Raw genomic sequence first — 17525 nt, 5'->3', positions numbered from 1 at the left:
GTCGGCTTCGCCCTTGACCCTGCGCCCATGACGCACGACCTGAACCGCAGGAGAACCGCATGTCCGACCTCGAACCCCAAGTCGCCGCTCAAGTCGCCGCCCTCGACGACAAATCCCTGTTGCTGCTGGATGACGACCAGGCGCTGCGCACCCGTCTGGGGCGGGCGCTGGAATCCCGCGGGTTCGCCGTCACCGTCGCCGGCTCGGTGGCCGAGGCGAACGACGCCCTGCGCCAGGCGGTCCCGGCCTTCGCCGTGCTGGACATGCGGCTGGAGGACGGCAACGGCCTGAAGGTGGTCGAGATGATCCGCGAGCGGCGCGAGGACGCCCGCATCGTCATGCTGACCGGTTACGGCGCGATCGCCACGGCCGTCGCGGCGGTCAAGGCCGGGGCCGTCGACTATCTCCAGAAGCCCGCGGACGCCGACGACGTGGTCAAGGCCCTGCTGTCCACCGGCGAGGCGCCCGAGCCGCCGGAAAACCCCATGTCGGCCGACCGGGTGCGCTGGGAGCATATCCAGCGCGTCTATGAGCTGTGCGACCACAACGTCTCCGAGACGGCCCGTCGCCTGGGCATGCACCGCCGTACCCTGCAACGCATCCTGGCCAAACGCGCGCCGCGATAGGCTGCGCCTATCGCTTCATTGTGGGGCGCTATGCTCGCGACGCGGTCGCTCGCGACTTGAGCGCATTGTTCTTCTCCTTCTCCCCTTGTGAGAGAAGGCGCTACTCTCGCATCGTCCGGAGCGCGCCCAGGCGGGCGAAGGCCAGGGTCAGGGCCTTGCGGCGCGCGGGAGCGAGGGGCGTCGCCGGCGCCTCGCGCACCACCGCCCCGCCGAAACCGTCAGCGACGATCAGACCCGGTTCGTCAGGCAGCACGCCCTCAGGAAACTCCGGCGCCACGGCGAAATAGAAGGCGTCGCAGAACGGGCCGTACTCATGCCACTTCCGGTCGACGCGATAGTCGTCGATCCCCGACTTCACCTCGCAGATGACGATGTCCCCCTTCGGCCCCAGAGCCATGACGTCGGCGCGCCGTCCATTGGGCAGGCAGACCTCCAGCAGGGGCGCATACCCCATGTCCGCCATCAGCCGGGCGGCCCCGCGCGTGACGGACAGGGTCGTTTCGGGGCGGCTGAAGACCAGTTCGAGGTGAAGCGCGGCGGCGGGCATTCGCCTTTATGTTCCGCCTATGTTCCTATCGCAAGCGCTGCCGGTTCAGACGCCACTGATCCCGCGTCTGGCCCCACAGATTGACGGCGTGCTCATGGAAGGGCGGCGGCATGACGGCCGGTCCGCGATTGGTCGAGCCCAGCCGTTCCGCCACCTTCTCCGACGCCCGGTTGTCCGGGTCGATGCAGTGGATGACGTCCACCCAGTCCAGCACGTCGCAGGCGTAGTCCATGGTCGCGACGGCGGCCTCGATCGCATAGCCCTTGCCCGTGGCGTCGGGGTGCAGGCTCCAGCCCACCTCGCGACCCGGCCAATCATAGGGATGCAGCGGCCCGATGCGGCCCATCCACAGGCCGGTCGCCTTCTCGATCACCGAAAACATGCCCTCGCCATGCAAGGCCCACATGCCCGCGACCGAGGCGATGGTCCGCCAGACCTGATGCTTCGACTGCGGCCCGCCGATGAAACGAGTCGTGTCAGGGTCGGCCTGAAACTCCGCCCAGCGCGGAAAATCATCCAGCGTCGGCGGACGCAGGAACAGACGCTCGGTCTCCAGCGTGGGACCGAGGGGCGAAGCAGGGCGTTCGATCACAACAGATACTCGCGTTCCAGGGTGTAGACGCTGCCGTCGCCGGTCAGGACGCTGGAATAGAGGCCAAAGCGATCCACGCGGATCGGCGGCGACTTCAACAGGTTGTGTCCCGCGATCCAGGCGCCGATACGGTCCGGGTTCGCCTGGGGCTTCAGATAGGCCAGGGTGACGTGCGGGCGGTATTCGCGCTTTTCAGGCGGGACGCCCGCCCGTTCGCCCGCCGCGCGGCAACGCCCGGCCAGGACGTTTAGCGGCTCCGACCGGTCCAGCCCGGCCCACAGGGTGTGGCTGCGATGGGCGTCGCCGAAGGCGCCGACGCCGTTCAGGGTGACTTCGAACGCCCCTCCGCCCTCGGCGCGGGTCAGTTCCGACGCCAGATCGTCGGCCGTGCGCTCGGACGCCTCGCCATAGAAGGCCAGGGTGACGTGCAGGGCGTCCAGCGGCCGCCAGCGGGCGCCCGGCAGGCCGGACTGGCGCCGCGCCAGGGTCTCGGCGACGTCCTCGGGAATGGCGATGGCGGTGAACAGGCGCAACATGCGACCCTTGGTAGCGGGCGGAACCGGCGGCCGGAAGACCGGTTTTTCTTGCATGGACGTCTCCGCGTCCCGATATTTGAGCCACGGGTCGGGATATTTCCGGCCACATGGGAGACTTCTTTCGCGATGAGCGATTTCAACAACGGCTATGCGCGCCCGATTCCGCAGTCGGCGGACATGTCCGTCGACGCCGGCCTGCGCGCCTTCATGCTGGGCGTCTACAACAAGCTGGCGATCGGCCTGGTCGTCGCCGGCGCCCTGGCCTACGTCACCGGCAACGTCGAGCCTGTGCAGCAGATGCTGTTCGCCCGCATGCCGGACGGTCGCGTCGGCCTGACGATGCTGGGCATGATCATCCAGTTCTCGCCGCTGGTCATGCTATTCGGCTCCATGTTCTTCATGAAGAACCCGACCGCCAAGGGCGTGAACATGCTCTACTGGGCCGTGGTCGCCACCATCGGCGCCGGTCTGGGCGTGCTGTTCCTGCGCTATACGGGCGGTTCGCTGGCTTCGACCTTCTTCGTGACGGCCGCCGCCTTCGCGGGTCTGAGCCTGGTCGGCTACACGACCAAGAAGGACCTGAGCGGCATGGGCACCTTCCTGATCATGGGCGTGATCGGCCTGATCATCGCCTCGATCGTCAACATGTTCATGCAATCGGGCGTGATGTATCTGGTGATCTCGGGCGCGGGCGTGCTGATCTTCTCGGGTCTGATCGCCTATGACACCCAGCGCCTGAAGATGACCTACTACGCGCTCGGCGGCGACAAGAACGCCATGGGCGTGGCCACGGGCTTCGGCGCTCTGAGCCTGTTCATCAACTTCATCAACCTGTTCCAGTTCCTGCTGGCCTTCATGGGCAGCCGCGAATAGGGCTTCTTAAGCTGTGACGCGGTCACGGCCGACTTGAGCGCTGGGCCTCAAGCAGCCCGAAGGGCGGCAGGCCAAAAAAAATGAGGCCCCGACGGCGACGTCGGGGCCTTTTTCTTTACCTCAATGACGACCGGCAAACCCGGCGCCGCCTACTCCACCACCGTGAAGCGCCGGCTGTCGAAGACGCGCAGCACCTGGGCGAGGTCGCGGCCGCGCTTCAGCACATGGCCGCCCTCGCCGATCACCGCCCACTGCCCTTGTTTCAGGCGCAGCGCCGGGCGCTTCTCGATGCGGTAGAGCGGCGCGTCGCCGTGGCGACGAAAGACGGCGAACTCGGCGTGGTCCCTGCCTCCGGCCATGGCGTAGTCCCGCCATTCGCCCGCCGCCACCATGCGTCCATAGATCCGCAGCATCTGGTCCAGCTCGCGGCGGTCGAAGAAGACCGGCCCCGGGGAAGCGCCTTGCGGCTGCGCGTTCGAACTGTCGACGTCGAAGCTCATGGCTTCAACTTAGGCCGCCTGCGGAGAAACGCCAGCTTCGCAGATTGAGCCCGAGCCGAGGTCTGGGCGCTTGTCACCCGCCGCGCGCCCGTCCAAAAGGCGGATCAAGTTCTAGATACGGAGACGAACCCATGGCGACGAGCGAAGGCTGGGACATGCCCACCGGAGACCTCATGAAGGGCAAGAAGGGCCTGATCATGGGGGTGGCCAACTCCAACTCCATCGCCTGGGGCATCGCCTCGCAACTGGCCGCACAAGGCGCCGAGCTGGCCTTCACCTATCTGGGCGAAGGGCTTGAGCGCCGCGTGCGCCCGCTGGCCGAAAGCGTCGGCGCCAAGCTGCTGATCCAGGCTGACGTCACCGACGACGCCTCCATGGACGCCGCCTTCGCCGAACTGGAAAAGGAATTCGGCACGATCGACTTCGTCGTCCACTCGGTGGCCTTCGCCAACAAGGATGAGCTGAAGGGCTCCTTCGTCGACAACACCACCCGCGACAGCTTCCTGCTGGCCATGAACATCTCGGCCTTCAGCTTCGTCGACGTGGCCAAGCGTTCGGCCAAGCTGATGCCCAACGGCGGCGCGATGATCACCCTGACCTATCTGGGCTCCGAGCGGGTCATTCCGAACTACAACACCATGGGCGTGGCCAAGGCCGCGCTGGAAGCCGCCACCCGCTACATCGCGCGCGACCTGGGGCCGAAGGGCATTCGCGTCAACGCCATCTCGGCGGGCGCCATGCGCACCCTGTCGCTGGCGGGCATTTCGGGCGGGCGCGGCCTGCACTCCAAGTCGGCGCAGTTCTCGCTGATCAAGGAAGAGACCTCGATGGAAGGCGTCGCCGGCGCCGCCCTGTGGCTGTGCTCGGACCTGGGTCGCTCGACCACGGGCGAGGTCGTCCACGTCGACGCCGGTTTCCACGCCGTCGGCCTGCCGGACGACATGGAAGGCTGAGTCCTCAGCGGACCGCAGCGCCCCGGCAGCAGGCCTCGATGTTGTTGCCGTCGGGATCCAGCACGAAAGCCCCGTAATAGTCCCCGGCCCCTTCGCGGGGGCCGGGCGCGCCGTTGTCGCGGCCGCCCGCCGCCAGGGCCGCCCGATGGAAGGCCTCGACCATGGCCTTGTCCCGCGCGACGAAGGCGACGTGCATCTGGTTCAACCCTGCGCGCGAACCCTCGACCCAATAGGACGGCCGCGTGGTCCCGATCCACAGATAGGGAATGGGCTGTTCGGCGCTGTGGCCGAACAGGAAGGACTCCGGCGAATTACTGGCGGTCTGCAGGCCCAGAGCCTCCGCCACGGCGTCATAGAAGCGGCGGGCCGCCGTCAGGTCCGAAACGATGATCCCGGTGTGGTCCAGCATGACGACTCAAACGACGCCGGAACGGCGCCGTTCCCCTTTGCGAAGCGTTGCGGCGCAGCCTAAGCCATAGGGCATGAGCTCGTCCCGCCTGCCGCCTTCTCCCAGCATTGTGGCCGCCAGCTTCTCGGCCGCCGCCGTGGCGACCGTCGTCGGCTTCGGCGGCACGGTCGCCCTGGTGGTGCAGGCCGGCCAGGCCATGGGGGCGGCGCCCGCCCAGATCATCTCCATGGTCACCGCCTTGTGCCTGGGCATCGGCCTGCCCGGCGCGGTGCTGAGCTGGCGGCTGAAGATGCCGGTGGTGCTGGCCTGGTCGACGCCGGGCGCGGCCCTGCTGGCCGCCTCGACGCTCGGCCTCGGCTGGTCGACGGCCGTGGGCGCCTTCGTGATCGCCGGGCTGATGATGGTGCTGACCGGCCTGATCCCGGCGCTGGGCCGACTGGCCGAGCGCATTCCGGCCGCCGTGGCCTCGGCCATGCTGGCGGGGGTGCTGCTGCCCTTCTGCCTCAAGCTGTTCCTGGTGTTTCCGACCGATCTGACGCTGGCGGCGGGTCTGCTGCTGGTCTTTCTGGTCATGCGCAGGCTGGCGCCCGCCTGGTCCCTGCCCGCCGTTCTGGTCGCCGCCTTCGCCGTCCTGGCCCTGCGCGGCCAGGTCGCCCTGCCCGAGGGAACCGGCCTGTTCGGCGCCCTGTCGCCGGTCATGCCCGCCTTCGACTGGAAGGCGGCGGTCAGTCTGGCCCTGCCGCTGTATCTGGTGACGCTGGCGTCGCAGAACCTGCCCGGTCTGGTGGTGCTGCGGGCCGCAGGCTACGCCCCGCCCGCCGGAAAGCTGATCTTCTGGGGCGGGCTGACCAGCACCCTGCTGGCGCCTTTCGGGGCGCACGGCGTCAACCTAGCCGCCATCACCGCTGCCATCTGCACCGGGCCGGACGCCCACCCGGACGCCGCCAGACGCTGGACCGTGGGGGTGATCTACGGCCTGTTCTATCTGGTCGTCGCCCTGTTCGCCGCGCCGCTGGCCGGCCTGTTCATCGCCATGCCGACGGGAGCGCTGGCCGCCATCACCGGCCTGGCCCTGATCGCGCCCCTGACTGGATCGCTGGGGGCGATGATGGGCGAGGTCAAGGATCGCGAGGCGGCGGTGCTGACCTTCGCCGCCACTGCGTCGGGCGTGGCCCTGTTCGGGGTCGGTTCGGCCTTCTGGGGCCTGGCTGTCGGCTTCCTGGCCCTGGCGGCGCGGCGCTGGATTCCCTCGCGCGGCTGAGCCGCTTCGCCGCCTTTTACATTTCACGCCCTTTACGGCCCGAGCGGGGCCGTGGCAGCTTCTCCGCCTCGGCCGACTGGCGGCCGTCAGAGCGAGGCGATCATGGCGCACAAGTTCGAAGTCTATCAGGACAAGGCGGGCGAGTTCCGCGTCCGATTCAAGTACAACTCCGAGATCATCTTCTCGACCGAGGGCTATTCCGACAAGTCCGGCGCCAAGCGCGCCATCGAGTCCATCAAGAAATACGTGCCGGACGCTCCGACCGAAGAGATCTGAGCCTGCGCGGGGGCGCGGCGCATCGCCCGCCCCCGCAACTCTCGCCTTACGGCCGCGCCGGGATGTTCAGGCCCCGCTGCACGGCCGGGCGCGCCAGGCCGCGCGCCAGCCAGGCCGCGACGTGCGGGAAGTCGGCGTAGCCGACCAACTCGCCCGCGCCATAGTGTTCGACCAGATTGCGCACCCAACCCAGAATGGCGATGTCGGCGATGGTGTAGTCGTCGCCCATGATCCAGGCGCGATCTTTCAGCCGCCCTTCCAGCACGCCCAGCAGGCGTCGAGATTCCGCGACGTAGCGATCGCGCGGGCGTTTGTCCTCGAACTCGCGGCCCGCATATTTGTGGAAGAAGCCGACCTGGCCGAACATCGGGCCGATGGCCGCCATCTGGAAGAAGACCCACTGCAGGGTCTCATAGCGCGCCGCCGGATCGGTCGGCAGGAACCGCCCCGCCTTTTCGGCCAGATAGACCAGGATGGCGCCGGATTCGAACAGGGGCAGCGGCTTCCCGCCGGGCCCGTCCGGATCGATGATGGCCGGGATCTTGCCGTTGGGATTCAGCGACAGGAACTCCGGCGTCCAGGTCTCGTCCTTGCTGATGTCGACCAGATGGACCTCATAGGGCAGGCCCAGTTCCTCCAGCAGGATGGAGACCTTCACCCCGTTGGGAGTCGGCAGGGAATAGAGCTGAAGCCGATCCGGATGCTGCGGCGGAAACTGGCGGGTGACGGGAAAGGCGGACAGATCGGCCATGGAGCGCTCCAACAAGAGGTGTCCCGCTCATGTTGGAGGCGTCGCCGCCATCCGCAACCGTCCATGCGGCGAATGTCCGTGCGTCAGTCTTCGTCGCGTTCGCTGACTTCGGTCGGGCGGACGATGCGCAGCCAGCCCTCGCTGATGTGCAGGTCCGGCGCCGCCTCGCGCGTGAAGGGCAGATACCAGGTCGGGCCGCCCTCGGCCGGAGCGATCTCCAGCATGTCGTCGGCGCCGAAGTTCTGGACCGACTTCACCTTGCCCAGCACCACGTCGGCCGGATCGCGCCCCTCCAGGCCGATCAGGTCGGTCAGGTAGAACTCGTCTTCGTCAGGCTCAGGCAAGGCGTCGCGGGTGACGAACAGCTTCTGACCGCGCCGGGCGTCGGCCTCTTCCTTCGTCGCGATCTCCTTGACCCGCGCCACCACCCCGGCCTTGTCCGGCCGCGCCGAAAGCAGGGTCAGCACCGGCTTGCCGTCGGCGCCGAGCAGCGGCGAATAGCCGACCAGGACCATGGCGTCGGCGGTATAGGCGCTGATCCGCACCTCGCCCTTTACGCCGAAGGCGCCGCCGATCTGGCCGACCAGGATCAGTCTGTCTTCGCTGCTCATGGCCGGGCTCCGTTTGCCGATGCGATGGGTCCAGATAGCAGAAAAGCAGCGCCCCGGAAGGACGCTGCTTTCCCGTCTCAACCGGCCGGGGCCGGATGAACAATAAGGCTTAGGCCTGCTCTTCGGTCGCCTCGGCGGCGACTTCAGCAGCGGGGGCTTCTTCAGCCGGAGCTTCTTCCACGGCCGGAGCGGCGGCGGCGGCGGCGGCGGCTTCAGCGGCCTCGGCCTTGGCGGCGGCTTCGGCTTCCAGGCGGTCGGCTTCGCGCTGGGCGCGCTCGGCGGCGCGTTCCTGGGCCTTCTTGCCCGGCTCGGCCTTCTTGGGGTTGTTGCCCTGGACCCACTTGACCTTCTGGCCCAGGGTCTCGTCCTGCGACAGGAAGCGAGCGACGCGGTCGGTCGGCTGGGCGCCCTTGGCCAGCCATTCGCCGATGCGCTCGACCTTCAGGACGACGCGCGGCTGGGCGCTGTCCTTCGGCAGCATCGGGTTGTAGCTGCCGACGCGCTCGATGAACTTGCCGTCGCGCGGGCTGTGCGAGTCAGCGATGACGATGTGGTAGTAGGGGCGCTTCTTGGCGCCGCCGCGGGCCAGACGAATCTTCAGCATTTTCAGTCTCTTTCTAGAAGGTCGTTATTTCTTTTTGGGGAAGCCCGGCAGACCCGGAAGGCCCCCCGGAAGTTGTCCGCCGCCCAGGCCCGCAAGGCGGTCCTGAATGGCTTTCATTTCATCGGCCGAGGGTTCCGGCATCTTGCCGCCGCCCAGGGCCTTCAGGCGGTTCATGTCGGGACCGCCCCCGAGTCCACCAGCCCCCATGCCGGGCAGGCCGCCCATCATGGAGGCCATCTTCTGCAGGTTCTTGCCGCCGCCCTTGGACAGCGACTTGACCATGTCGGCCATCTGCCGGTGCTGTTTCAGCAGGCGGTTGATGTCCTGAACCTCGACGCCTGCGCCCTTGGCCACGCGCTTCTTGCGGCTGGCGTTCAGCAGGTCCGGCTTCTTGCGCTCGGCCTTGGTCATCGAAGAGATGACGGCCAGCTGGCGGTCGATCATCTTGTCCGAGACGTTGTTCTCGGCCATCTGGTTCTTCAGCTTGGCCACGCCGGGCAGCAGGCCCATGATGCCCTGAAGACCGCCCATCTTCTTCATCTGGTTCAGTTGGCCCGCCAGATCGTCCAGATCGAACTGGCCCTTGGCCAGCTTGCGGGCCATCTTCTCGGCCTTGGCCTGGTCCAGCTCGCCCGCGGCCTTCTCGACCAGGGCGACGATGTCCCCCTGCCCCAGGATGCGGCCGGCGACGCGGCGGGCGTCGAAGACGTCCAGCGCATCGACCTTTTCGCCCGCGCCCAGATATTTGATCGGCAGGCCGGTGACGGCCCGCATCGACAGCATGGCGCCGCCGCGCCCGTCGCCGTCGGCGCGGGTCAGGATCAGGCCGGTCAGCGGCAGGCGCTCGTGGAAGGCGCTAGCGGTGCGCACGGCGTCCTGACCCGTCAGGCTGTCGGCGACCAGCAGGGTCTCGACCGGTTTGGCGATCTCAGCGACCTCGGCCACCTCGTTCATCAGCCCTTCGTCCAGGGTGATGCGGCCGGCGGTGTCGAGGATCAGGACATCGAAGCCCTGCAGCTTGGCCGACTGAAGCGCGCGGCGGGTGATCTGAACCGCGCTCTCGCCCGCCACGATGGGCAGGGTCGCGACCTCGATCTGCTGACCCAGGGTGGCCAGCTGTTCCATGGCCGCCGGACGACGCGTGTCCAGCGAGGCCATCATGACCTTCTTCTTGTCGAACTTCGACAGACGCAGGGCCAGCTTGGCCGAGGTCGTCGTCTTGCCCGAGCCCTGCAGACCGGCCATCAGCACGACGGCGGGCGGGGTCGCATTGGTGTTCAACGGAACCGGCTCTTCGCCGCCCAGCATCTCGACCAGGCCGTCATAGACGATCTTGACGACCTGATCGGCGGGCTTGACCGCGCGGATGACCTCTTCGCCGGTCGCGGCCGTCTTGGCGCGGGCGATGAAGTCCTTGACCACCGGCAGGGCGACGTCGGCCTCGAGCAGGGCGACGCGGACCTCGCGCAGGGCCTCCTCGACATCCTTTTCGGACAGGGCTCCGCGGCCGGTGATCCGGTCGAAGACGCCTGTCAGCCGCTCGTTCAGAGCCTCGAACATTCAAACCCTTTCATGCGCCTGGGCCTTGGCCTCCGTGAGAAACGCCCATAGGCGGGCGACCTCTGCGAACGATTACGTCGACAGAGGCCCTCTCCCGCCTCGTCCTGAAGAAGATCAGGGGTCGTGCGGGTGGAGGCGCAGGTTCAATTGCGCCGGAAGTCGCGGCTTATGGCGGAAAAGCAAGGCGATGTCGACTCCGTTTCTCCGTCGAAACGCCACCACACAAAGGGTTTCTGCGTTGCCGCATGGACTGGCGCGCTCGGATTCCGCTGATACGGTTCCGCTTCCGGCCTCCCCGCTGAGAGACATCCATGACCCAGACTTCCGAATTTCCTCACGACCGCCTCCGCGCGGAGGTCCGGCTTCTGGGCGCCTTGCTGGGCGAGGTGATCCGCGACGAGGGCGGACAGGCTCTCTACGACCGCATCGAAGCGGTGCGCCAGGCGTCGGTCGCCTATCACCGCGACCCGGCGTCGGACGACGCCTCGGAGCTGGAGCGTCTGCTGGGCGAGCTGTCGCTGGATCAGGCCATCGGCCTGACGCACGGTTTCGCCGCCTTCTCCCTGCTGGCCAATGTCGCCGAGGACCGAGCAGGCAAGCGCCGCGCCCAGGCGCAGGCCGAGGCCGGTCAACGGGCCGACACCCCCGAGGGCGTGCTCAAGCGCCTGGCCGACGCGGGCGTCGGTCTGGACGCCGTGCGCGACCTGCTGGCCCAGGCCCTGATTTCGCCGGTGCTGACCGCCCATCCGTCCGAGGTGCGCCGCAAGAGCGTGCTCGACCGCACGGCGACGGTCGGCGAACTGCTGGACGGCTGCGACCGCGACGGCGTGGCCTGCGACGCCAAAAGCCTGAAGGAAGCGCTGCGCCGCCAGATCGTCATCCTGTGGGCCACGCGGCTGACCCGCGCCTCGGCCCTGGTGGTGCAGGACGAGATCGACACCGTGGTCGACTGGCTGCAGCGCATCTTCCTGCACGTCGCCCCGGCCCAGTTGGCCGAGTGGCGCAAGCTGCTGGACGCGCCGGACCTGGCGCCCTTCCTGCGCATCGGCTCCTGGGTCGGCGGCGACCGCGACGGCAACCCGAACGTCGACGCCGACACCCTGCGCGCCGCCTTCCGCAGCCAGGCCCGCGCCGCGCTCGGCTTCTATCTGGACGAGGTGCACGCCCTGGGCGCCGAGCTCAGCCTGTCCATCGACCTGACCCGCGTCACCCCGGAACTAGCCGCATTAGCGCAAGGGTCCGGCGACGCCTCCATCCAGCGCGCGGACGAGCCCTATCGCCTGGCGCTCAGCCAGATTTACGCCCGCCTGTCGGCGGCCTATCCCGCCCTGACCGGCGAGCCGACGCCCCGCCCCGCCCGCTTCGACGCCCCTGCCTATGACGGCCCCGACGCCTTCCGCGCCGATCTGAACATCCTGCACGACAGTCTGGTGCGGACCCACGGCGCCGTCTTCGCCGACGACCGGCTGGCGCGGCTGATCACGGCGGCGGACGTATTCGGCTTCCACATGGCGACGTTGGACCTGCGCCAGAACTCGGACGTGCATCAGCGCGTGGTCGCCGACCTGCTGAAGACAGCCGGCGTCTGCCCCGACTACGCCGCCCTGGACGAGGCCGAACGGTTGGCCGTGCTGGCGCGCGAACTGGCCAGCCCCCGCCCCCTCTTCTCGCCCTACGCCGACTATGCAGCCGAGACGCTGAAGGAGCGCGCCATCCTTGAGGCCGCCGCCGAGGCCCTTTCGACCTTCGGTCCGCAGGCGATCCGCACCCACATCGTGTCCAAGACCGACGCCGCCTCGGACATGCTGGAGGTCTATCTGCTGCTCAAGGAAGTCGGCCTCTACGACCCGGCCGATCCGGGCGCCTGCCCCATCCAGGCCGCGCCCCTGTTCGAGACCATCGACGACCTGCGCGCCGCCCGCGCCACCCTCGAACGCGTCCTGTCCGAGCCCTCGGCCCGCGCCGTAGCCGAGGCGCGCAGGGTGCAGGAGGTGATGATCGGCTATTCCGACTCCAACAAGGACGGCTCCTACCTGACCTCGGGGTGGGAACTGCACGAAGCCTCGCGCGCCCTGCTGGAGGTCACGCGCGCGGCGGGGGTGCGGCTGCAGCTGTTCCACGGCCGGGGCGGCGCCGTGGGGCGCGGCGGCGGCTCCGCCTTCTCGGCCGTGCTGGGCCAGCCCGCCGGCACCGTCGCTGGCCGCATCCGCGTCACCGAACAGGGCGAGGTCATCGCCAACAAATACGGCGAACCGGAGGTGGCCCAGCGCAACCTCGACGCCCTGACCTGCGGAACCCTGCTGGCCTCTCTCGGGCCGCAGTCCGACGCGGGTTACAGCGCCCAGCACGGCGAGACGGCCGCGCGCCTGTCGGCCGCCTCGATGCAGGCCTATCGCGCCCTGATCTATGACACGCCCGGCTTCGTCGACTATTTCCGCGCCGCCACCCCGATCGCCGAGATCGCCGACCTGAAGATCGGCTCGCGCCCGGCCAGCCGCACCGCCTCGCCCGCCATCGAAGACCTGCGCGCCATTCCCTGGGTGTTCAGCTGGTCGCAGTCGCGGGTCATGCTGCCCGGCTGGTACGGCTTCGGCGCGGCGGCCCAGGGCGAGGACCCCGCCGAGCTGCGCGCCATGGCCGAAACCTGGCCCTTCTTCCGCACCGTGGTGCAGAACATGGAGATGGTGATGGCCAAGGCCGACATGGCCATCGCCCGCCGCTACGCCGGACTGGTCCCCGACCCCGCCCTGGCCGAACGCATCTACGCCGCCATTCGCGCCGAGTGGGACCGCACCGTGGCCGCAGTCCTGTCGATCACCGGCCAGGACGCCCTGCTGGGCGGCCAGCCCGAGCTCAGCCGCCTGATCCGCCAGCGGATGCCTTATGTCGAGCCGTTGAACCATGTGCAGATCGAGCTGATCCGCCGCCGCCGGGCGGGCGACGACGACCCGCGCGTCAGCAACGGCATCCTCCTGGCCATCAACGGCGTGGCGGCGGGCCTTCGAAACAGCGGCTGATCACAGCCACCGCGTCCGCTTGAAGGTGATGTAGAGACCGATGCATATGGCGACGATCAAGGCCAGAACGGCCGGATAGCCATAGGTCCAGCGCAGCTCGGGCATGTGCTCGAAATTCATGCCGTAGATGCCCGCCACCGCCGTCGGCGTGGCCAGGATGGCGGCCCAGGCGGCCAGCTTGCGGGTGATGACGCCCTGGCGCTGCTGCTCCAGCAGGTTCGACACCTCGAACACCGAGGCCAGGATGTCGCGCAGGGCCGCCGCCCGGCTGGCGACGCGACGCACATGGTCGGCCACATCGCGGAAATAGGGCCGCACCTCTCGGTCGATGCAGGGCAGGTCCAGCGACTGCAGCTTGACGCAGACCTCCTCCATCGGCCCCAGAACCCGACTGAACTTCACCAGTTCGCGGCGCAGCTGGAACAGGCGGGTGATGTCGTCGCGCGCCAGGAAGCTGTCCAGCGCGACCTGCTCCATCTCCAGCACCTTGTCCTCGACGGCGTCGATGATCGGGATGTAGCCGTCGACGATGAAGTCCAGCACCCCGTGCAGGATGAAGTCCGGTCCGTGCCTCAGCTGATGCGGCGAGGCCTCCAGCTGGGCGCGCAACTGGGTGTGGGCGCGCGCCGATCCATGGCGGATGGTGATGACGTAGTTGGGTCCGACGAAGACGTGGGTCTCGCCGTACAGGATGCGGTCGCCCTTGGCCTGGGCCGTGCGGGCGACGATGAACAGCTCGGAGCCATAGACTTCCAGCTTGGGGATCTGATGCGCCGTCAGGGCGTCCTCGACCGCCAGGGGATGCAGATGGAAGCGTCGGACCAGGACGTCGAACTCCTCGTCCGACGGCTCATGCAGGCCGATCCAGAGATACTCCCCCTCGCCCAGGGCCAGGCCCTGATCCGTCAGCGGCGCCGCGCGCACCCGCTTGCCGTCCTTGTAGACATAGGAGGCGACGACGCTCATGGGCTCTCCTTCCTGGTGGGCCGCGATCAGAAGGCTCCGCCTTGGTTGCTTCGCGCCGCCCTTCGGGTCTCGACCCGACGCGGCCCGTGACATTTTCAAGCCTTAGCATGGACGCGGTCGCCGTCGAGGCCTCCCCTCCTTCGTCATCCTCGGGTCAAGCCCCGGCAACGAAAAGGGCTCGGCAAGTCACCCCGCCGAGCCCCTTCAGCTTTATCACCTAACGGGCCTCAAGCAGCCCGAAGGGCGGTAGGCCCCTTAAGACACCGGGAAGCCGCGCACCTTCAGCAGGGCCGCCACGTCCGGGTTGCGGCCGCGGAACTGGCGATAGGCGTCGCCGCGATCCGTGGTGTTGCCCGGCGCCAGCATGATCGACTTGAAGCGGCCGGCGATGTCCGGATTGAAGACGTCGCCCGACTCCTCGAAGTAGGCCCAGGTGTCGGCGTCCATCGTCTCCGACCACAGGTAGGAATAGTAGCCGGCCGAATAGGCGTCGGAGGTGAACAGGTGGTTGAACTGCGGCAGGCGGTGCCGCATCACCATCTCCTTGGGCATGCCGAAGCGCGCCAGCGAAGCCTTTTCGAAGCCGTCGATGTCGGTCGGCGGCGTCGCCTGGGTGTGCAGGTCCATGTCGACCAGGGCCGACGACAGATAGCTGACGGTCGCATAGCCCTGGTTGAAGGTCTGCGACGCCTCGATCTTGTCGACCAGGGCCTGCGGCATCGGCTGGCCCGTCTCGACGTGCTTCATGTAGCCGTCCAGGATCGGGCGGGTCAGCACCCAGTGCTCGTGCACCTGCGACGGATATTCCACGAAGTCGCGCGGCGTGTTGCCGAACGACGGATAGGTCACGTTCGAGCTGAAATAGTGCAGGGCGTGGCCGAACTCGTGGAACAGGGTCTCGGCGTCGTCCAGCGAGATCAGCAGGGGCTGGCCTTCGGGCGCCTTGACGAAGTTGTTGTTGTTCGAGGCCAGAATCGGCTGAGACCCCGTCAGGGCCGAGAACGACCGATAGGTGGTCATCCAGGCGCCCGAGCGCTTGCCCGGACGGGCGAAGTCGTCGGCGTAGTAGAGGCCGATCAGCTTGCCCGTGGCCTTGTCGGTGACCTCATAGGTGGTCACGTCCGGCTCGAAGGTCGAGACCTGGCCCTTGGGCAGTTGCTTGAAGACGAAGCCGTACAGGCGCTCGGCCATGTAGAAGGAGGCCGCGCGCACGGCGTGCAGCTCGAAATAGGGCTTCAGCTCGTTCTGATCGAGGTCGTACTTCGCCTTGCGGACCTTCTCGGCGAAATACAGATAGTCCCACGGCTCGATGTCGTGACCGGCGATCGCCTTCATGTCGGCGACTTCCTCGGCGACGCGGGCCTTGGCCGGGGCCCAGACGCGCTGCATCAGGTCCATGGCAGCGGCCGGGGTCTTGGCCATGGTGTCCTGCATCCGCCATTCGGCGTGGTTCTTGAACCCCAGCAGCTTGGCGCGCTGGTCGCGCAGGGCGACGATGCGGACGATGGTCGCCTTGGTGTCGTTGGCGTCGCCGTTGTCGCCGCGCATGACGAATTTGCGCCAGACCTGTTCGCGCAGGGCGCGGTCGTCGGCAAAGGTCAGGAACGGATCGACGCTGGAGCGGGTGTTGAGGATGGCCCAGCCCTGGACATTGCGCGAACGCGCCGCGGCGGCCGCGGCGGCCTTGTTCGAGTCCGGCAGTCCCTTCAGACCGGCTTCGTTCGCGATCACCGTCCAGGTGTTCTCGTCGGCCACCACCTTCTGGCCGAAGCTGGTGAAGGCGTTCGACAGTTCGGTGTTGATGCGGCCCAGTTCGGCCTTGCCGGCGGCGTCCAGGGCGGCGCCGTTGCGCACGAAGCGGTCGCGGCTGCGCTCGGCGAGACGCGTCTGCTGGGCGTTCAGGCCGTCGTTGTCGGCGCCGTCGGCCACAGCCTTGATGCGCTGGAACAGCTTGTCGTTGAAGGTGATCTCGTCGGACGCCGCCGACAGGATCGGCGACAGCTCGGTCTCGAGCACGTCCCACTCGTCGCCGCCGATGTTCGACGTCATGACGCTGAAGATGTTCATCGCGCGATCCAGAGGCTCGCCGACCAGTTCCATCGCCGCCAGGGTGTTGGCGAAAGTCGGGGCCTCGGGGTTGTTCGCGATCGCGGCCACGTCGGCGCGTTGCAGCTCGATGCCTTCCAGGATGGCTTCGCGCATCTTGGGCGCCGTCACCTTGTCCCACGGCGGCACGCCGTCATAGGGGCCGGTCCAGGGCTGCAGCAGTTCGGCGCGCGGCGCGCTGGCCGGCAGGACCGCGCGGGCGATGCGGGCCTCATCGACGGTCGTCAGGGCGGCGACGGCGCCGCTCACGGCGTTCTCCACGGCCCCGGCCGAGGCGCAGCCCGACAGGGCGAAGAGGCTCGCGCCCCCGATGAGAAGATGGCGTCTGTGCATCCAGGTCTCCCAACCATTGCTGTTTCGCACGTCCTTCGGCGCAAGGGCCTCTGACGTCGCATAAATCCGGTTTAGTCCTAAGTATTGGACGACGAAACCCCGCGAGGCTAAAGGCCGCTGCATGGCGATAGGCGTTTTCGACTCCGGCGTGGGGGGCCTGACGGTCCACCGCGAACTCACGACCCGCTTTCCGACGCGGGACTTCATCTATCTGGGCGATCAGGCCCACGCTCCCTATGGCGGACGCGGCGGCGAGGACATCGTCGCGCTGACCCGCGCCGGGTGCGAGCGCCTGTTCGAGGCCGGCGCCTCGGTGGTGATCCTGGCCTGCAACACCGCCTCGGCCATCGCCCTTCGCCGCCTGCAGCAGACCTGGATTCCGGGGGTGCGCGAAAAACTGGGCCGGCCGGTCAACATCCTCGGCATCATCGTCCCCACCATCGAGGCCGCCACCGGCCTGCCCTGGTCGTTCGAGGCCGAGCGCGAAAGCCGCCTGGAGGGCGAGAAGAAGGAGGCGATCGACATCACCGGCGTCTTCTGCACCGCCGCCACCGCCATGAGCCGCGTCTATGAGATCGAGATCGACAAGCGCCGCGACGACCTGGCCGTCTTCACCGAAGCCTGCCCCGGCCTGGCGGGCCTGATCGAGCTGGGCGCCCCGGCCGAGGAGCTGAAGGTGGTGGTCGACGACCACGTCGACGCCCTGCGCCGCCGCATCGGCCGCCACCCGGACAAGGCCATCCTGGGCTGCACCCACTATGAGATCGTGGCCGACCTGTTCGCCCAGGCCCTGCCGCCCGGCGTCCAGGTCATCAGCCAGCCCACCGCCGTGGCCGATTCGCTGGAGCGTTATTTCGACCGCCATCCGGAATACGACCTGGGCGCGTCGGCGCGCCGCGACTTCCTGACCACCGGAACGCCCGGTCCGCAGTCGGACCTGGTCGCCCAGTTCTGGGGCGCGCCCCTGACGTTCGATCAGGCCTAGCCGCAACTCGGTCGCCATA

General features: G+C 68.1%; 18 protein-coding genes. 7 read left to right on the top strand and 11 right to left on the bottom strand.

The features are described 5' to 3' along the window. Window positions 1-59 precede the first annotated feature (59 nt). Window positions 60-626 (top strand): ActR/PrrA/RegA family redox response regulator transcription factor, encoded by a 567-nt coding sequence (locus V8J38_RS01780; RefSeq protein WP_291780060.1) that lies wholly within the window; start codon window positions 60-62, stop codon window positions 624-626. A 100-nt stretch (window positions 627-726) separates the two neighbouring features. Here V8J38_RS01780 and mmcB read toward each other — a convergent pair whose 3' ends face one another. From mmcB to thpR, 3 genes are read right to left on the bottom strand one after another with little or no spacing between them, the layout of a single operon-like run. Then, window positions 727-1173 (bottom strand): DNA repair putative endonuclease MmcB, encoded by a 447-nt coding sequence (gene mmcB, locus V8J38_RS01775; RefSeq protein ID WP_291780062.1) that lies wholly within the window; start codon window positions 1171-1173, stop codon window positions 727-729. Window positions 1174-1198: 25 nt separating this feature from the next. Continuing rightward, a complete protein-coding gene (locus V8J38_RS01770) occupies window positions 1199-1765 on the bottom strand; it encodes a GNAT family N-acetyltransferase (protein ID WP_338577660.1) in 567 nt (188 codons plus the stop codon). Then, the gene (thpR, locus tag V8J38_RS01765) at window positions 1762-2301 is read right to left on the bottom strand and encodes an RNA 2',3'-cyclic phosphodiesterase (RefSeq protein WP_338578655.1); all 540 of its coding nucleotides are present in this window, start codon (window positions 2299-2301) and stop codon (window positions 1762-1764) included. The genes V8J38_RS01770 and thpR overlap by 4 nt, the downstream gene beginning before the upstream one ends. Before the next feature lie 126 nt (window positions 2302-2427). Here thpR and V8J38_RS01760 point away from each other — a divergent pair, with 126 nt between their 5' ends. Next, window positions 2428-3174 (top strand): Bax inhibitor-1/YccA family protein, encoded by a 747-nt coding sequence (locus V8J38_RS01760; RefSeq protein WP_338577659.1) that lies wholly within the window; start codon window positions 2428-2430, stop codon window positions 3172-3174. Window positions 3175-3323: 149 nt separating this feature from the next. Here V8J38_RS01760 and V8J38_RS01755 read toward each other — a convergent pair whose 3' ends face one another. Continuing rightward, window positions 3324-3674: a DUF2794 domain-containing protein gene (locus tag V8J38_RS01755; RefSeq protein ID WP_338577658.1), complete on the bottom strand. Its 351-nt coding sequence runs from the start codon at window positions 3672-3674 to the stop codon at window positions 3324-3326. A 155-nt stretch (window positions 3675-3829) separates the two neighbouring features. Between V8J38_RS01755 and V8J38_RS01750 the strand changes: the two genes are divergently transcribed. Then, on the top strand, window positions 3830-4627 hold the full coding sequence (locus V8J38_RS01750; RefSeq protein WP_338578654.1) for an enoyl-ACP reductase: 798 nt from the start codon (window positions 3830-3832) through the stop codon (window positions 4625-4627). Between the two features lie 4 nt (window positions 4628-4631). Here the strand turns inward: V8J38_RS01750 and V8J38_RS01745 are convergent, their stop codons facing one another. After that, window positions 4632-5036, bottom strand: a complete 405-nt coding sequence (locus tag V8J38_RS01745; RefSeq protein ID WP_338577657.1) for a VOC family protein — start codon at window positions 5034-5036, stop codon at window positions 4632-4634. 73 nt (window positions 5037-5109) lie between these two features. Between V8J38_RS01745 and V8J38_RS01740 the strand changes: the two genes are divergently transcribed. Next, a complete protein-coding gene (locus tag V8J38_RS01740; protein WP_338577656.1) occupies window positions 5110-6297 on the top strand; it encodes a benzoate/H(+) symporter BenE family transporter in 1188 nt (395 codons plus the stop codon). A gap of 102 nt (window positions 6298-6399) precedes the next feature. Then, window positions 6400-6573, top strand: a complete 174-nt coding sequence (locus tag V8J38_RS01735; protein WP_286952237.1) for a YegP family protein — start codon at window positions 6400-6402, stop codon at window positions 6571-6573. Window positions 6574-6619: 46 nt separating this feature from the next. On the opposite strand, the gene V8J38_RS01730 is transcribed toward V8J38_RS01735, so the two are convergent. The 4 genes from V8J38_RS01730 to ffh all read right to left on the bottom strand — a co-directional run bounded on the left by V8J38_RS01730 (window position 6620) and on the right by ffh (window position 10099). After that, entirely contained in the window at window positions 6620-7324 is a 705-nt protein-coding gene (locus V8J38_RS01730) for a glutathione S-transferase N-terminal domain-containing protein (RefSeq protein ID WP_338577655.1), read from the bottom strand. Window positions 7325-7407: 83 nt separating this feature from the next. Continuing rightward, window positions 7408-7935, bottom strand: coding sequence for a ribosome maturation factor RimM (gene rimM / locus V8J38_RS01725; protein ID WP_338577654.1), 528 nt, complete (start codon window positions 7933-7935; stop codon window positions 7408-7410). 109 nt (window positions 7936-8044) lie between these two features. Continuing rightward, window positions 8045-8539, bottom strand: coding sequence for a 30S ribosomal protein S16 (gene rpsP, locus V8J38_RS01720; RefSeq protein ID WP_291780095.1), 495 nt, complete (start codon window positions 8537-8539; stop codon window positions 8045-8047). Window positions 8540-8563: 24 nt separating this feature from the next. Then, complete coding sequence (ffh, locus tag V8J38_RS01715; RefSeq protein ID WP_338577653.1) at window positions 8564-10099, bottom strand: signal recognition particle protein; 1536 nt, start codon at window positions 10097-10099, stop codon at window positions 8564-8566. Between the two features lie 311 nt (window positions 10100-10410). On the opposite strand from ffh, the gene ppc reads away from it, so the two are divergent. Beyond that, window positions 10411-13116 carry a phosphoenolpyruvate carboxylase gene (ppc, locus tag V8J38_RS01710; protein ID WP_338577652.1) on the top strand — a complete coding sequence of 902 codons (2706 nt, stop codon included), beginning with the start codon at window positions 10411-10413 and terminating at the stop codon, window positions 13114-13116. Here ppc and V8J38_RS01705 read toward each other — a convergent pair whose 3' ends face one another. Together V8J38_RS01705 and V8J38_RS01700 are read right to left on the bottom strand one after the other, a co-directional pair. Next, window positions 13117-14082 carry a magnesium and cobalt transport protein CorA gene (locus tag V8J38_RS01705; protein ID WP_338577651.1) on the bottom strand — a complete coding sequence of 322 codons (966 nt, stop codon included), beginning with the start codon at window positions 14080-14082 and terminating at the stop codon, window positions 13117-13119. Window positions 14083-14337: 255 nt separating this feature from the next. Next, window positions 14338-16521 carry a M3 family metallopeptidase gene (locus V8J38_RS01700; protein WP_338577650.1) on the bottom strand — a complete coding sequence of 728 codons (2184 nt, stop codon included), beginning with the start codon at window positions 16519-16521 and terminating at the stop codon, window positions 14338-14340. Window positions 16522-16642: 121 nt separating this feature from the next. Between V8J38_RS01700 and V8J38_RS01695 the strand changes: the two genes are divergently transcribed. Further along, window positions 16643-17506: a glutamate racemase gene (locus V8J38_RS01695; protein ID WP_338577649.1), complete on the top strand. Its 864-nt coding sequence runs from the start codon at window positions 16643-16645 to the stop codon at window positions 17504-17506. The last annotated feature ends 19 nt before the right edge of the window (window positions 17507-17525 follow it).

The sequence above is a fragment of the Brevundimonas olei genome (assembly GCF_037055245.1).
GTDB lineage: Bacteria > Pseudomonadota > Alphaproteobacteria > Caulobacterales > Caulobacteraceae > Brevundimonas > Brevundimonas olei.
Note: the sequence above shows the minus strand (reverse complement) of the source record. Positions and strands in the feature narration are given on the sequence as shown.

Bases quoted from the DNA above. Each gene is read 5' to 3' on its own strand.
- rimM (WP_338577654.1), bottom strand. From the start codon at position 7,935: ATGAGCAGCGAAGACAGACTGATCCTGGTCGGCCAGATCGGCGGCGCC.
- V8J38_RS01750 (WP_338578654.1), top strand. From the start codon at position 3,830: ATGCCCACCGGAGACCTCATGAAGGGCAAGAAGGGCCTGATCATGGGG.
- V8J38_RS01695 (WP_338577649.1), top strand. From the start codon at position 16,643: ATGGCGATAGGCGTTTTCGACTCCGGCGTGGGGGGCCTGACGGTCCAC.
- rpsP (WP_291780095.1), bottom strand. From the start codon at position 8,539: ATGCTGAAGATTCGTCTGGCCCGCGGCGGCGCCAAGAAGCGCCCCTAC.
- mmcB (WP_291780062.1), bottom strand. From the start codon at position 1,173: ATGCCCGCCGCCGCGCTTCACCTCGAACTGGTCTTCAGCCGCCCCGAA.
- ppc (WP_338577652.1), top strand. From the start codon at position 10,411: ATGACCCAGACTTCCGAATTTCCTCACGACCGCCTCCGCGCGGAGGTC.
- V8J38_RS01730 (WP_338577655.1), bottom strand. From the start codon at position 7,324: ATGGCCGATCTGTCCGCCTTTCCCGTCACCCGCCAGTTTCCGCCGCAG.
- V8J38_RS01755 (WP_338577658.1), bottom strand. From the start codon at position 3,674: ATGAGCTTCGACGTCGACAGTTCGAACGCGCAGCCGCAAGGCGCTTCC.
- thpR (WP_338578655.1), bottom strand. From the start codon at position 2,301: ATGTTGCGCCTGTTCACCGCCATCGCCATTCCCGAGGACGTCGCCGAG.
- V8J38_RS01760 (WP_338577659.1), top strand. From the start codon at position 2,428: ATGAGCGATTTCAACAACGGCTATGCGCGCCCGATTCCGCAGTCGGCG.
- V8J38_RS01745 (WP_338577657.1), bottom strand. From the start codon at position 5,036: ATGCTGGACCACACCGGGATCATCGTTTCGGACCTGACGGCGGCCCGC.
- V8J38_RS01780 (WP_291780060.1), top strand. From the start codon at position 60: ATGTCCGACCTCGAACCCCAAGTCGCCGCTCAAGTCGCCGCCCTCGAC.
- V8J38_RS01740 (WP_338577656.1), top strand. From the start codon at position 5,110: ATGAGCTCGTCCCGCCTGCCGCCTTCTCCCAGCATTGTGGCCGCCAGC.
- V8J38_RS01700 (WP_338577650.1), bottom strand. From the start codon at position 16,521: ATGCACAGACGCCATCTTCTCATCGGGGGCGCGAGCCTCTTCGCCCTG.
- ffh (WP_338577653.1), bottom strand. From the start codon at position 10,099: ATGTTCGAGGCTCTGAACGAGCGGCTGACAGGCGTCTTCGACCGGATC.
- V8J38_RS01735 (WP_286952237.1), top strand. From the start codon at position 6,400: ATGGCGCACAAGTTCGAAGTCTATCAGGACAAGGCGGGCGAGTTCCGC.
- V8J38_RS01705 (WP_338577651.1), bottom strand. From the start codon at position 14,082: ATGAGCGTCGTCGCCTCCTATGTCTACAAGGACGGCAAGCGGGTGCGC.